The 13,229-nt window shown below is 34.7% G+C and carries 12 protein-coding genes; 8 read left to right on the top strand and 4 right to left on the bottom strand.

The genetic code is table 11. From position 1 onward, the window contains the following. Positions 1-41: 41 nt before the first annotated feature. The 4 genes from G5B32_RS03680 to G5B32_RS03665 all read left to right on the top strand — a co-directional run bounded on the left by G5B32_RS03680 (position 42) and on the right by G5B32_RS03665 (position 6,909). Positions 42-878, top strand: coding sequence for a sulfurtransferase (locus tag G5B32_RS03680; RefSeq protein WP_165290211.1), 837 nt, complete (start codon positions 42-44; stop codon positions 876-878). Positions 879-999: 121 nt separating this feature from the next. Continuing rightward, on the top strand, positions 1,000-4,752 hold the full coding sequence (locus G5B32_RS03675; RefSeq protein WP_165290210.1) for an ATP-binding protein: 3,753 nt from the start codon (positions 1,000-1,002) through the stop codon (positions 4,750-4,752). Between the two features lie 67 nt (positions 4,753-4,819). After that, entirely contained in the window at positions 4,820-6,004 is a 1,185-nt protein-coding gene (locus G5B32_RS03670) for an aminopeptidase C (protein WP_165290209.1), read from the top strand. Between the two features lie 116 nt (positions 6,005-6,120). Next, entirely contained in the window at positions 6,121-6,909 is a 789-nt protein-coding gene (locus tag G5B32_RS03665) for an META domain-containing protein (RefSeq protein ID WP_165290208.1), read from the top strand. Between the two features lie 33 nt (positions 6,910-6,942). Here the strand turns inward: G5B32_RS03665 and cysM are convergent, their stop codons facing one another. The 4 genes from cysM to G5B32_RS03645 are packed head-to-tail and all read right to left on the bottom strand — an operon-like array spanning position 6,943 to position 9,834. Next, complete coding sequence (gene cysM / locus G5B32_RS03660) at positions 6,943-7,815, bottom strand: cysteine synthase CysM (RefSeq protein WP_165290207.1); 873 nt, start codon at positions 7,813-7,815, stop codon at positions 6,943-6,945. Further along, positions 7,815-8,624, bottom strand: a complete 810-nt coding sequence (locus G5B32_RS03655) for a serine O-acetyltransferase (protein WP_165290206.1) — start codon at positions 8,622-8,624, stop codon at positions 7,815-7,817. Before G5B32_RS03655 ends, cysM begins: the two co-directional genes overlap by 1 nt. Positions 8,625-8,675: 51 nt before the next feature. Continuing rightward, positions 8,676-9,059, bottom strand: coding sequence for a DUF3037 domain-containing protein (locus tag G5B32_RS03650; RefSeq protein ID WP_165290205.1), 384 nt, complete (start codon positions 9,057-9,059; stop codon positions 8,676-8,678). Next, the gene (locus G5B32_RS03645; protein WP_165290204.1) at positions 9,037-9,834 is read right to left on the bottom strand and encodes a HipA family kinase; all 798 of its coding nucleotides are present in this window, start codon (positions 9,832-9,834) and stop codon (positions 9,037-9,039) included. Before G5B32_RS03645 ends, G5B32_RS03650 begins: the two co-directional genes overlap by 23 nt. A 141-nt stretch (positions 9,835-9,975) precedes the next feature. Here G5B32_RS03645 and G5B32_RS03640 point away from each other — a divergent pair, with 141 nt between their 5' ends. The 4 genes from G5B32_RS03640 to G5B32_RS03625 are packed head-to-tail and all read left to right on the top strand — an operon-like array spanning position 9,976 to position 13,227. Next, the gene (locus tag G5B32_RS03640; protein ID WP_165290203.1) at positions 9,976-10,521 is read left to right on the top strand and encodes a DUF1599 domain-containing protein; all 546 of its coding nucleotides are present in this window, start codon (positions 9,976-9,978) and stop codon (positions 10,519-10,521) included. A gap of 4 nt (positions 10,522-10,525) precedes the next feature. Then, the gene (locus tag G5B32_RS03635) at positions 10,526-11,728 is read left to right on the top strand and encodes a BT_3928 family protein (RefSeq protein ID WP_165290202.1); all 1,203 of its coding nucleotides are present in this window, start codon (positions 10,526-10,528) and stop codon (positions 11,726-11,728) included. Between the two features lie 3 nt (positions 11,729-11,731). After that, on the top strand, positions 11,732-12,250 hold the full coding sequence (locus G5B32_RS03630) for a shikimate kinase (protein ID WP_165290201.1): 519 nt from the start codon (positions 11,732-11,734) through the stop codon (positions 12,248-12,250). Continuing rightward, on the top strand, positions 12,250-13,227 hold the full coding sequence (locus G5B32_RS03625) for a glycerophosphodiester phosphodiesterase family protein (RefSeq protein WP_165290200.1): 978 nt from the start codon (positions 12,250-12,252) through the stop codon (positions 13,225-13,227). The genes G5B32_RS03630 and G5B32_RS03625 overlap by 1 nt, the downstream gene beginning before the upstream one ends. Positions 13,228-13,229: the final 2 nt, after the last annotated feature.

Raw genomic sequence — 13,229 nt, 5'->3', positions numbered from 1 at the left:
GGAGCTTTTTGTTTTTGTAGCTTAATTCGTAAATTTAGGTTATGATATTCGATTCTTCTCTCATTACGGTCACACAATTAGCTGAAGCACTAAAAGATAATACGATTATTCTTTTAGACTGCACTATTGATAAAGTTGGAAAATCACTGAAAGGAAAAAAGTTGGAACTTATTCCTAACTCTTTATTTTTTGATATTGAAGGAAAATTATCTGATAAAAGATCAAAATTACCCCACAATTTAATTGCACCTGAAGTTTTTGAGGAAGAAATGCAAATGTTGGGAATTAACCAAGAGAGTACTGTTGTAGTGTATGACTGCTGGGGAATTTATTCTGCTCCACGAGCCTGGTGGATGTTTAAAGTAATGGGATTTGATAAAGTATATGTACTTAATGGTGGTTTGCCTATATGGAAGAAAAACAAGTATCCAATAACTACGGCATATGCTGACGCTCCCGCGAGAGGAAATTTCAAGGCAAATTTCAGAGGAGATTGGTATGCAGACAAAGAGTTCATTCTTGAACATTATAAAGGTACGGAGATTGATATTTTCGACGCACGAAGTAAAGGAAGATTTACGGGTCTAGTACCCGAACCTCGAAAAGGATTGCACGGTGGGCATATTCCGCACTCCAAAAATATTCCTTATGAAGTAGTACTCGCAGGAGAAGTATTCGCAAATAAGGAGGACATCCAATCCTTATTTGAACATCATAATACTAAAAGCAGTGAACATGTATTTACATGCGGATCAGGAATTACCGCATCAATTATAGCTTTTGCCAGTCATCTTATTGGTACACAAAAAATTAGAGTGTATGATGGATCATGGGCCGAATGGGGAATTGAGGAATTAAATCTTCCGATAGAAAAATAAACCGATTTACTCAACTGATTCACTTAAAGTGTGTTCTTTAGTGTGGATTATTTATGCTATTTTTAACTATAATAAACCATACGTGGTCAAGCCCTATAAACAATTGATAGAGTCGTAAAACATGAAAAACAAAATCCGAATACTTTTATTCGTACTTACACTTTTATTTTTTGCGACAGCCGTCACCGTAAAAAATGCCATTACGGACAATGATATATTAGATTTAGAAGCAAAGAAATTCACAAATACTATTCAAAATAAGGAGCAAATTATAGATAAGATTTTCTCCGATTCTATTTTGAACAAAACTTTTGTCAATAGCGAACGCTATCCACTTCAAGTAAGAGAAATCTCCAAAGAATATCAACAGCATCAAATATATCTATACATATACAAAAATGGCAAACCCATTTTCTGGTCATCCAATATTTATGTTCCAGAAACTGATGCCGGATTGAATGAAGGAATTTCGTATATCTATGCCGATAATTTTTCATTCTTAGTAAAGAAGAAAAAATTGGCTTCGGAACTTCATATAGTAGCATTAATTCCCATTGAGCGACAATTTAATGCAAACTATAAGCCACAAGGTTCTGTAAAATATATTGGAGCGACAACCAACACACAACTGCAAGTAGCAAAATTTGGTGATACAGATGAAATCCGTAACATCTATTCTGTCAATAAAAATTACCTCTTTTCTGTTAAGCTAAAAAGTAACAAGTACAACAATATCTATTTAAATATTCAATTGCTTTGTTGGGTATTAGGTACCATTTGTTGTGTCATATTAATCAGTAGTATTTGTGTTAGTATGGCAAAAAGAGGAAGACCGTTTTTATCAATTGTGTTATTATCAACTACATTTTTGATTATACGTGTCATAGATTTAAATACGAATTGGCTTTCACAAATATCGGATTACAAATTATTCTCACCTCGCACCTACGCATATAGTGATATAGCGCCGAATCTTTGGTCCTTTTTGGTAAACTCTATTGTAATCTTATGGGTTGTCTGTTTCTGTATTTATATTAGGAAATATGTCGTAGTGCCAAAATTTCTGGTAAAACGTTCTATCCGGAATTGGGTATTTCTACTCGTCCTTTTATCCATTTATTATTTATACAACCAACTCTTTAGTCAGTTAGCTACATTAATAACACATTCTTCTTTTTCGACAGAAGATCTTATCACGTTATTTTTCACCTATGACTTTACCTTCTATCATGTTCTCATTTATACGATTATAATCTTCTCGGTAATATTAATTACTGACATTGTCATTTATATTGGTAAGATTCTTACGCCCAAAACTACCACTAATCTTAATATACAATTGATTGCCTTAGTTATGGCATTAATAATTGGTGGTTTTTATGAAGACTTTTCGTTGATTAATGTGCTGATTGGGATTCTCATTATGATGCAATCATTTGACAAATCTATGTTGCGACACAACAACATATATACGCAAGTGATTACAATATTGACAATTGCATGTATCACGACTATAAAATATGCGGACGCAATCAACCAAAATAATAGAGAGCATATGAAGTTGATGCTCTTGAATTTGGAATCTGATGATGATGTGGAAGCTATCTCCTTATTCTCGGGGATTGAAAATAAACTGGACAACGATACTCAATTAAAAAAACTAATTGAATTAGCTTCTACAAACCCAAATTCTCAATTAATTGACGATTATATTCAAAAAAACTATTTAACAGGCTATCTATCTAATTATAATTATTCAGGATACTATTATTTCAATGGGAAACCTTTAGATACTTATTTCTCTAACCCTCTAACCGATTATCGAGAAAAAGTAATTACTAATGCTACTAAAGTAAATTATACTCGATCTTTCTATAAATCTAAAACCGAAATTGGTTATTACGACTATTTCACGTTGATGAGTACACAAGATGATGCAGGTAATAGTTATTCTATTATTATCAATCTAAAAAAGAACATCAATAATATTACTACCTATCTACCTTTTTTCACGGATAGACCAGTTGATAATGATGTAAATGCCAAAACGAAAGATTATAATTTTGCTATCTATAAAGATGGTATATTAATAAGCCAAAATGGAAAATTCACCTATCCGAATAAAGACTTATATCAGGATAAAGGAACAGACGAGTTCTTTATTAATGATGATGATAATAATTTTGAACATATCATTTTTCGTCCAGACACGAGAACAACCCTTATTGTAAGTAAGCCAATACAATCTTATTGGCAATTTATTACAGTAATATCCATTACGTTTTTATTTCTTTATCTAGTAACCACGATTGTACGATTTTCGGCTCAAATCATTCCTATTTATATTCGTCAAGATGTATCTTTTGTCAATTTATATTTGAGATTTAGGTATACTCTAGCGCAGATTCGATATAGTTCTCGCATTCAAACTTTAGTAATTAGTTCCGTTTTAATTGCTATTGTTATTTCAGGTATCATCAGTTTTTATAGTATCAAGCTTCAAACAGAACAAAGTCGCAAAGATCAGAAATTCGATTATATCGCAGAGATTGTACAGAATCTGGAAGACATTGCATCCAAAGATTCTTCTTATACACACTTATCATCCTTATATAAAACGATGTCCACACTAACTAATGTGATGGTAACAGATTTTAATCTTTATGATAAGAATGGAAAATTATTTTTCACCACGCAACCAAGCATTTACAATCATAATCTGATTTCTTCATACATCAATCCTAACGCCTACTTGGAAATGAACGTATTGAAGAAAAATGAAACTTTAATGCTTGAGCAAATTATAGACTTCGAATACGAAACTGCTTACGCAACCATTAAAGATTCAAATTACAAGACCATAGCTTATCTGGGTATTCCGTATTTCAATTACCAAAAGGTAGAAAACGAAAGTACGAATATACTCTTGAAAACGATTTTAAATATTTACACTATTATTCTGATCATTTTCGCTTTTCTGGCATTGTATATTTCTAACAAGATAACGGAGCCGTTGCAAATTATTCGTAAGAAGCTTTCGCAAACTAATATGTCTGGTAAGCCAAATGAATCATTGTATTGGGAAAAAGATGATGAAATTGGGCTTTTAGTAAAAGAATACAACTATATGTTGGTAAAATTGGAGGAACATGCGAACCAGTTGAGACATGCCGAGCGAGAAATTGTATGGCGTGAAATGGCACAGCAGGTTGCCCATGAGATTAAAAATCCATTGACCCCAATGAAACTGGGGATTCAACAGTTAAATAAATCTTTCAAAGATAATGATCCAAGATTTTCTGAACGTTTCGAAAAAATTTCCAATTCATTTATAGAACAAATAGAAGCTTTGGCACGCATTGCTTCGGAGTTTTCGGCTTTTGCCAAATTGCCAGAATCTCAGTTTGTCGTCCTCAATTTGATTGAAAAGATTAATAAGTCTATTCATGTGTACGACAACATTCCAGATGTACAAATTGAATTGATAAATGAGTCAGGACTCGGTGACCGAATTGAGATTTTTGGAGACCGCGATCAGGTTATTCGCATGTTTAATAATCTTATAAAAAATGCGATAGAAGCTACATTGGGGAGACGCAGACCTAAAATTAAAATTACACTTAAATCGCACGACGAACATAACGTCTTGGTAGAAATTAGAGATAATGGGTTCGGGATTCCGAATGAAGTATTGCCCAAGATATTCAAGCCTAACTTCACGACCAAAAGTTCAGGAACTGGTCTTGGATTAGCATTCGTAAAACAAACCATTACAGGTATGGGTGGTACAATTGATTATGAAACTAAACTGAATCATGGTACTACGTTTTATATTATCGTTCCATTATACGATCCTAAAGAAGAATTGCGATAGGATTTTTACAAAATTTAGTTAGCAAAACACGTATATTAGTATCGTAAAATTTAAAACTGTTTCACAAATGAACTGGAGAAAATCCTTTTATATTGCGGCATTCTTATTAGCCTCATCCACCCAATCATTTGCTCAAGACAACTTGATTAATGCACTAAAAAACAATGTTAGTGACAAAAGCAAAGATGGTTTTGTATTCACAGAAGTAATCAATTTAGGTAATACTTCTATCAAAGATCAAGGTTCTTCAGGTACTTGTTGGTCTTACTCAGGAAACTCATTTTTAGAATCAGAAATGATTCGTATGGGTAAACAACCTGTTGAGATTTCTCAAATTTTTACAGCGTACTATACGTATTTAGAAAAAGCTAAAACTTTCGTTCAACTTCATGGCGACCAAGCTCAAGGTGAAGGTGGTCAATTACACGACGTATTGACTATTTATCGTAAATATGGTGCTGTACCAAAAGAAGTATATACAGGACTTCGTGAAGGCCAAACACGCAACAATTTCTCTGAAATGAGCAACATTTTGCAAAACATGAATGAGAACATTGTGAAAAACAAGAAATTAACTCCAAACTGGCAAAAAGCCGTGACTGGCGTAATGGATGCTTATTTGGGCGTTCCTCCTCAAACTTTCCAATATAATGGAAAAACTTATACGCCACGTACTTGGGCGGATCAAGTAGTAGGAATTAATCCAGATGATTATATCGGAATCAGTTCTTTCAAAGCACATGACTATTACAAACCATTTGTATTGTTGATTCCTGATAACTGGTCTTATGAGAGATTTTATAATGTAAAGATGAATGATTTAACTGACATTATAGATAATGCATTACAAAACGGATATACTGTTGCATGGGCAACTGATGTTTCGGAAAAATTCTTTAGCTGGAAAAATGGTGTTGCTTTCGTTCCTGAAAAAGAAATGGAGAAAATGACACAAGCAGAAGTTGCAGATTTATTTAACGGTCCAAAACAAGAAGCAAAAATTACAGAAGAAATCCGTCAAGCGGCTTATGACGATTATTCTACTACAGATGACCATGGTATGCACATCGTAGGTTTGGTAAAAGATCAAAACGGTAAAGAGTACTATATCGTAAAAAATTCTTGGGGCGAATCCAATGATTACAAAGGATATATGTATGCCACTAAAGAATATGTGAAATACAAAACTATTTCTATCCTTTTACACAAAAATGCTATTCAAAAAGGTATTAAATCAAAATTAGGAATCTAATACGATTAAAAAATCATAAAAAAGCTCAACGTATGTTGAGCTTTTTTATGCAATCAATTATTGGAATATTAATATTTATTATTGTTATACTTGTAATAAAAACATACATTTATCACATGAAATTAAATTATCTACTCGCTTTAGCAGTCGTAAGTATGCTATCCAGTTGCAGTTTATTTCAGAATAAACAAAATTCTCTAGGATCGAATGCTAGCGAATTGAATGCAAAATGGCATATATTATCGATTGAAAATAAAGCTATAGACAAAAAAGTCAATGGAAAAGAACCTGTATTTAGTTTTGATTTAGCTAAAAACGAGTATGCAGCTATTACGGGATGTAATAATTTGATGGGAGGTTTTGAACTCAAATCATCCAATAAAATCAAATTTTCTAGAGGAGTATCTACCATGATGGCTTGTGATAATATGGAGGTAGAGCAAGGCCTTTCTAAAATTTTACCTTTGGTAACATCTTATAAAATAAGCAATGATACTTTGTCATTTTTAGATGCTAAGAAAGCCTTAAAAGCGCAATTCAAATTAAAAAAAGAAGATAAATCAGCACAATTGAAAGGTAAATGGGAATTAGATTATATCGGATTAACTGAAAAATCGATAAATGAATTATTCTCAACCAAAAAGCCTACTTTAGAATTCAATATCAAAGAAGAGACTTTAGTGGGTAATGGTGGCTGTAATAATTATTCTGGCACTTATAAAGTCGATGCACATCGATTAAAATTTGGTGCTATAGCTTCGACTAAAATGGCTTGTTCATCTTTAGAGGGTGAAAGTGCATATTTCAAGAATTTAGAAAGAATTTCATCCTTTAGTGTAGATGAGAATCATTTGACACTCATTACGGATGATATTGCGATTTTGAGATTTAAAAAAGTAAAATAAAAAGGAGGATTTAAAATCCTCCTTTTTTCGTTGTTATCCGAATAAATCCGAACTTAAATATCGATCTCCTCGATCACAAGCAATAAAGACAATAACGCCTTCTTCAATTTCGTTAGCCACTTGCAAAGTAGCGTGAAAAGCGCCTCCAGTACTCATTCCTGCAAATACACCTTCTTTCTTGGCCAATAATCGCGCTTTATCAATAGCATCTTGCTGATCTACATCGATTACACGATCCACCTTGCTAGCATCAAATATCTTAGGCAGATATTCTTTTGGCCAACGTCGGATACCAGGAATAGATGATTCTTCCGTAGGTTGACAACCAACAATTTGAATATTCGGATTTTGTCCTTTCAAGAAAATAGAATTACCCATAATCGTACCTGTAGTACCCATTGCGCTCACAAAATGTGTAATCTTACCCGCTGTATCACGCCAGATTTCTGGACCTGTGGTCTTTACATGCGCCTCGTAGTTGTCAGGATTAGCAAATTGATTCAGAATAAAAACACCTTCTTTCGCTGCTTTTTCTTCTGCATAATCGCGACACACTTCCATGTTTTCCAACAAAGTTACTTTGGCGCCAAAAGCTTCCATAGTCAACGTACGTTCGCGTGTAGAACTAGATGGCATGACCAATTCCAGCTCCATTTCGTAGATGCTGGCAATCATAGCCAATGCAATACCTGTATTGCCACTAGTGGCTTCGATAAGCTTATCCCCTTTTTTAATATCACCACGTTCAATAGCTGAACGAATCATATTCAAAGCTGGTCTATCTTTTACCGAACCAGCAGGATTATTACCTTCTAATTTGGCGTAAATTTTCACCTTAGGATTGTTGTGAAAGCTCGTGATCTCTACCAAAGGTGTATTGCCTATAGCATCTATTATATTTCCCATTATAAAGCGGGTTTAGTATCTATAAATTTTGAATTCGATTGATGATAAACTGTAGTGTATGGATCAATGCTTGAAGTCAACCACACATTACCGCCAATTACAGAATGATGTCCTATTCGAGTTTCACCCCCTAATATAGTAGCTCCTGCGTAGATAACCACATAATCCTCAATAATCGGATGACGCTGCTTACCTGCTAGATTTTTCTCTACACTCAGTGCGCCCAACGTAACACCTTGGTACAATTTTACATGCTCGCCTATGATACAGGTTTCTCCAATTACTAATCCTGTACCGTGGTCTATATGCAAGTATCTACCAATAGTAGCTCCCGGATGAATATCGATTCCTGTACGTTCGTGCGCCCATTCTGTTAAAATTCGTGGGATTAATGGCACTTCTAATAACCACAATTTATTAGCCATTCGATAAACACATGTAGCCAAAAAACCTGGATAAGTACGTATAACTTCGCGCAAATCCTGCGCTGCAGGGTCTCCATCCAAGATGGCTTGGGCATCGGTCAGCATCACTTCATATAATTCGGGTAAAGAATCGTAGAATTTGCGGACCACAATATCGTGATGACAATTGCTGCATTTTCTGCTCTTACGTAATATGCTGAGAAGTTCGACTTCCGAACGATAGAAAATATCTTTGACATCTTCTACTGAAGACAACTGCTGTGGATTTCTTTCGGGAAAAAGTGCTCTAAATAAGTCTCTTGCCCACGTCCAGATACGCGTATTGCTGGGCATATCTTGCGCCTCTAATTGTTTTTTATAAAGATGGTTATAAAAATCTTCCATGACTGCAAATCTACACTTTTGAATTATAAAAATCTACTTTTAAGATAGATATTATAGAACTAATTTATTCATTAATTCTGCGTGCGTTTCCTCTGCCGAAATACATAATCCCGTATGCACTGCTGAAGATTGGATAATCGTACTTCTATTCGCGGTAAGCCACCTAAATCTTTCTGCTTGTTCGAGATTGGCTATTTTGCCATAAGATTTCTCGCCAGCACATATTTTTTGAAATGATTCCAAATGTTTTCTTATTTCTTCGATATCCACATTAGCATATAAAGCCTTTAACTTTAGTTCATCCAAATGAAAAAGAAACTCAGCATACCGAAACTTCTTGCAATATAGAGCTACGCCCACATTCACAAATTCCTCACGTTCTACTCGAGGAACTACACGCACTACTGCATACTCATATAATGTTCTTACGCTCATTCTCTATCTGATTTAAAAACAAGGATGAATTTGCTAATCTGCGCAACAAAAATTGCAAGTAAACTTCCCTTACTGCATCTGGAGTTAAGTCTCTCCCCTCTTCTATCAACCATTCGTCTGGAATAACTTTCAATACACCGCGAATATTTTCTTCCGTAAAATAAGAACTGTATTTATCATGTACTTCCTGCACTTTGGAAGCTTGTTTCAGTAATACATGATCTTTGATTTGTACAAAAGGTTTTGCTACATAATCTTCCCAATTGTCCCACGAATGATGAAAATACAAAGAAGCACCATGATCAATCAACCACAATTCCTTATGCCAAACGAGCATATTGGTATTGCGTGCTGTACGATCCACATTCATCAATAAAGCATCTAGCCACACAATTTTTGAAGCTTCCTCTTCATTGAATTGGTCTACGTTGGCATCGTATGTAATCGCGCCATTCAGAAAATGAACACCTAGATTTTTGCCTATAGAAAACTTAAGCAAATCCTGAATTTCTTCATCTGCTTCCAAACGCCAAAACGATTCATCCAAATTCGCAAATACCATTTCTGGCATACGCAAACCCAATAGACGAGCCAACTCCCCTCCAATCAATTCCGCAACCAATGCTTTCTTGCCTTGACCTGCCCCACGAAATTTAATGACATAGCTAAATCCATCGTCAGCATCCACCAATCCAGGCAAAGATCCTCCCTCGCGAAAAGGTTGTATATAGCGAATGATTTCGACTTCTCGAATTTCTGGTTTCTTAATTCCCATTTGTTGTTTCAAAGTATATTCGAAGTTACTCGAAAATATATTAGAAATTGTCATAAAATCCTAAAATCAAACAGGAATATGACTATACGCTAAATACTTTTCTGACTATATTTGTAACACAACATTTGTTTTATACTTAATATGAATACTACGGAAGAATATAATGCGGTCATTGATTTTTGTAAAAATCTATTTGTCAATAAAACTAAAGATTACGGTACTTCTTGGCGCATTATGCGTCTAAGTTCAATTACTGACCAACTTTATATCAAAGCCAAACGTATTCGTACTTTAGAAATTAAGCAAGTTTCTAAAGTGGGCGAAGATATCGCTGGCGAATTTGTGGCTATCGTGAATTATTGTGTAATTGCGTTGCTGCAATTGGAGATGGGCGAAGAAGGGGAAGAAAATTTGGATGCAGCATTTGTTGAACAGAAATACACTGAAAAAGTAAACCAAACTCGTGATTTGATGTTCGCTAAGAACCATGATTATGGTGAAGCATGGCGCGATATGCGTATTTCATCAATGACAGATATGATTTTGATGAAATTGCATCGTGTAAAACAAATTGAAAACAACGACGGAAAAACAATAGTGTCAGAAGGTCTTGCTGCTAATTACCAAGATATGTTGAATTATGCTGTTTTTGCGTTGATAAAAATGGGCTTTACGGATAAAAAATAATATTATGTCGAATACTTCCTATTATACTCCTTTACAAAAAACCTCTAACAAACCAGATATTCTACTTTGGATATCACGTGTGTTCGTAGGTTTATTATTTATATTCTCAGGTTTGATCAAAGCCAATGACCCAATGGGCTTTGGTTACAAATTGCAGGAATATTTTCATGTCTTTAATCTTACCTTTTTGAACGATTACAGTGCATGGATAGCCATTGTGATTTGTGCTTTGGAGATTATCTTAGGAATTCTTTTACTGTTAGGCATTGCACGTAAATCCGTTGCTGGGGGATTATTATTACTCATCATTTTCTTTACGTTTCTGACATTTTACTCTGCATTCTTCAATGTCGTGACATCTTGTGGCTGTTTTGGTGATGCTATTCCGTTGACCCCTTGGCAATCTTTTATCAAAGATTTGATTTTATTGGTGTTCATCGGAATTATTTTTGTCAAAAGGAACAAGATTACGCCGTTATTCAAAAGCTCTTTCGCAAATAATGTGTTGACTTTGTTTACGTTCATTTTTGCTTTTGGCGCAGGAATTTATACATACAAATATTTACCTATTTTAGATTTCTTGCCTTATAAAGTTGGTAATAATTTACCTTCTTTAATGAAAGTACCAGAAGGAGCTCCACAGGATGAATTTGAGCATATTTATAACCTAAAAAATAAGCAAACTGGGGAAACCAAAAAAGTAACCGATAAGGAATATATGAGCCAAAAAATCTGGGAAGATGAAAATTGGGAAATTGTCGGTGAACCTCTCACAAAGCTTATCAGAAAAGGTTATCAAGTAGCTATTCCTGATTTGATGATTACGGATAATGAAGGACAAGATTTTACACAAGAAATTGTGGAGAATCCGCATTATAATTTTGTGGTAACAAGCGTAGATGTTACTAAATTTTCGCCAACAGACTTTTTGGCTTTAGATAAAATCAACCAAACTATTAAATCATTGAGCGAAGAATATAATATCCGTGCAGTATTGTTAACAGCAAGTGCGAGTTCGGACGTCGATTACTTGAATGATCAATTAGATTTGGTTTTAGAAACTTTCTATGCCGATGCTGTACCATTGAAAAGTATGGTGCGTTCAAATCCGGGCGTAATGCTATTGCAAAATGGTATAGTTATCGAAAAGTGGTCAAAAGATATTTTTCCTTCGAAAGAAGAATTAATCAATACATATCTAAAATAACGAATGGACAAACCTATTTTCTTAGTCGGCTTCATGGGTAGCGGTAAAACAACATGGGGCAAAAAAATCGCTAACGCTTTGGAAATGCCATTTGTGGATTTGGATCATGAAATCGTAGCAAATATCGGGATGACGATTCCTGAATATTTTAAAGCTTATGGCGAGGAAAGTTTTAGAAAATTAGAAAATGAATATCTCAAAAAACAAGCTGCTAGAATAGCGATTATTTCTACTGGTGGAGGTACGCCATGCTACTATGATAATATAGATTGGATTAATGAAAATGGTTTATCTCTTTATCTGTATCATACGAGTAAATCGCTCTGGTCACGATTAAGCCAATCGGATGTAAACAAAAGGCCAGTTTTGAAAGGGTTAACTGGCGAGGAATTATTTGAATTTATTGATTCAAAACTAAAAGAACGTGAGCCTTTCTATGAACGAGCTCATATCAAATTCGAACAAATACATACGCCATTAGAGCAAATCATCGAACTGATCAAAAATTACGAAGCTAAATAATGAAGAGATTAAGTCCCCTATTTGTTGTTTTCCTGAGTGTTATACTCCTATCGTCCTGCTTTCGGAACACACCTTCCGAGACGAAGCAAAAACATGATAGTAGTAACTCGATTGAAACCTCAGACTTTTCATCGGATAACTTTAATATTAATAGCCTCGAGGATCTTTATCAGTTCCTAACGTTTAATGATGACCGCTATCCATTAATTAGTGCACACCGAGGTGGAGACACCGATGGATATCCGGAGAATGCTATTGAGTCTTTTCAATATTGGGCTAAACAATTTCCGCTTATCATTGAATGTGATGTTCGTTTATCAAAAGATTCTGCTTTGGTATTGATGCATGATGAAACACTGGATCGTACATCCAATGGAACTGGTAGAATTGGGAAATATACCTTGGCAGAATTAAAAGAATTACGTCTAAAGGACAGTAATGGGGAATTAACGAATTTCCAAATTCCTACATTGGAAGAAGCCTTGACTTGGGGTAAGGGGAATGTTTTATTTACTTTAGATGTCAAACAAGATGTACCTTACGGTTTGCTTTCCCAAATTATTCAACAAACTAATGCCCAAGCTTCTGTAATTGTCATTACATACAATGCAAATCAAGCTCGAGCTATCTACCGTATCAATCCTGATTTGATGATTTCTGCGAGTGTAAAATCGGAAAAAGATTTAGTAAAACTTGCAGAAGCAGGTATTCCGGACAACAGATTGGTGGCATTTGTAGGCACTTCACAGCCAAAAAAACCGTTGGTGGAATTGCTTCACTCACATGGTATCAAAACGATTTTAGGTACAATCGGCAACTTAGACAAACAAGCGAAAAGCAGAGGCTATCAAGTTTATGCCGAATATGTGGAAAAAGGTGCGGATATTTTGAGTACGGACAATCCTGGTGAAGCACAGAAAGCTTTAGATTTCTACATTAACAAAAGAAATATCAAATCACCCTTTATCAATCGTTAGGT

Source organism: Sphingobacterium sp. SGL-16 (assembly GCF_011043515.1).
In the GTDB taxonomy this organism is placed as follows: Bacteria; Bacteroidota; Bacteroidia; order Sphingobacteriales; family Sphingobacteriaceae; genus Sphingobacterium; species Sphingobacterium litopenaei.
This window is presented reverse-complemented; position numbering and strand designations above follow the sequence as displayed.

Coding starts and splice junctions, on each gene's coding strand:
- G5B32_RS03675 (WP_165290210.1), top strand. CDS start 1,000: ATGAAAAACAAAATCCGAATACTTTTATTCGTACTTACACTTTTATTT.
- G5B32_RS03680 (WP_165290211.1), top strand. CDS start 42: ATGATATTCGATTCTTCTCTCATTACGGTCACACAATTAGCTGAAGCA.
- G5B32_RS03635 (WP_165290202.1), top strand. CDS start 10,526: ATGTCGAATACTTCCTATTATACTCCTTTACAAAAAACCTCTAACAAA.
- G5B32_RS03655 (WP_165290206.1), bottom strand. CDS start 8,624: ATGGAAGATTTTTATAACCATCTTTATAAAAAACAATTAGAGGCGCAA.
- cysM (WP_165290207.1), bottom strand. CDS start 7,815: ATGGGAAATATAATAGATGCTATAGGCAATACACCTTTGGTAGAGATC.
- G5B32_RS03650 (WP_165290205.1), bottom strand. CDS start 9,059: ATGAGCGTAAGAACATTATATGAGTATGCAGTAGTGCGTGTAGTTCCT.
- G5B32_RS03625 (WP_165290200.1), top strand. CDS start 12,250: ATGAAGAGATTAAGTCCCCTATTTGTTGTTTTCCTGAGTGTTATACTC.
- G5B32_RS03670 (WP_165290209.1), top strand. CDS start 4,820: ATGAACTGGAGAAAATCCTTTTATATTGCGGCATTCTTATTAGCCTCA.
- G5B32_RS03640 (WP_165290203.1), top strand. CDS start 9,976: ATGAATACTACGGAAGAATATAATGCGGTCATTGATTTTTGTAAAAAT.
- G5B32_RS03645 (WP_165290204.1), bottom strand. CDS start 9,834: ATGGGAATTAAGAAACCAGAAATTCGAGAAGTCGAAATCATTCGCTAT.
- G5B32_RS03665 (WP_165290208.1), top strand. CDS start 6,121: ATGAAATTAAATTATCTACTCGCTTTAGCAGTCGTAAGTATGCTATCC.
- G5B32_RS03630 (WP_165290201.1), top strand. CDS start 11,732: ATGGACAAACCTATTTTCTTAGTCGGCTTCATGGGTAGCGGTAAAACA.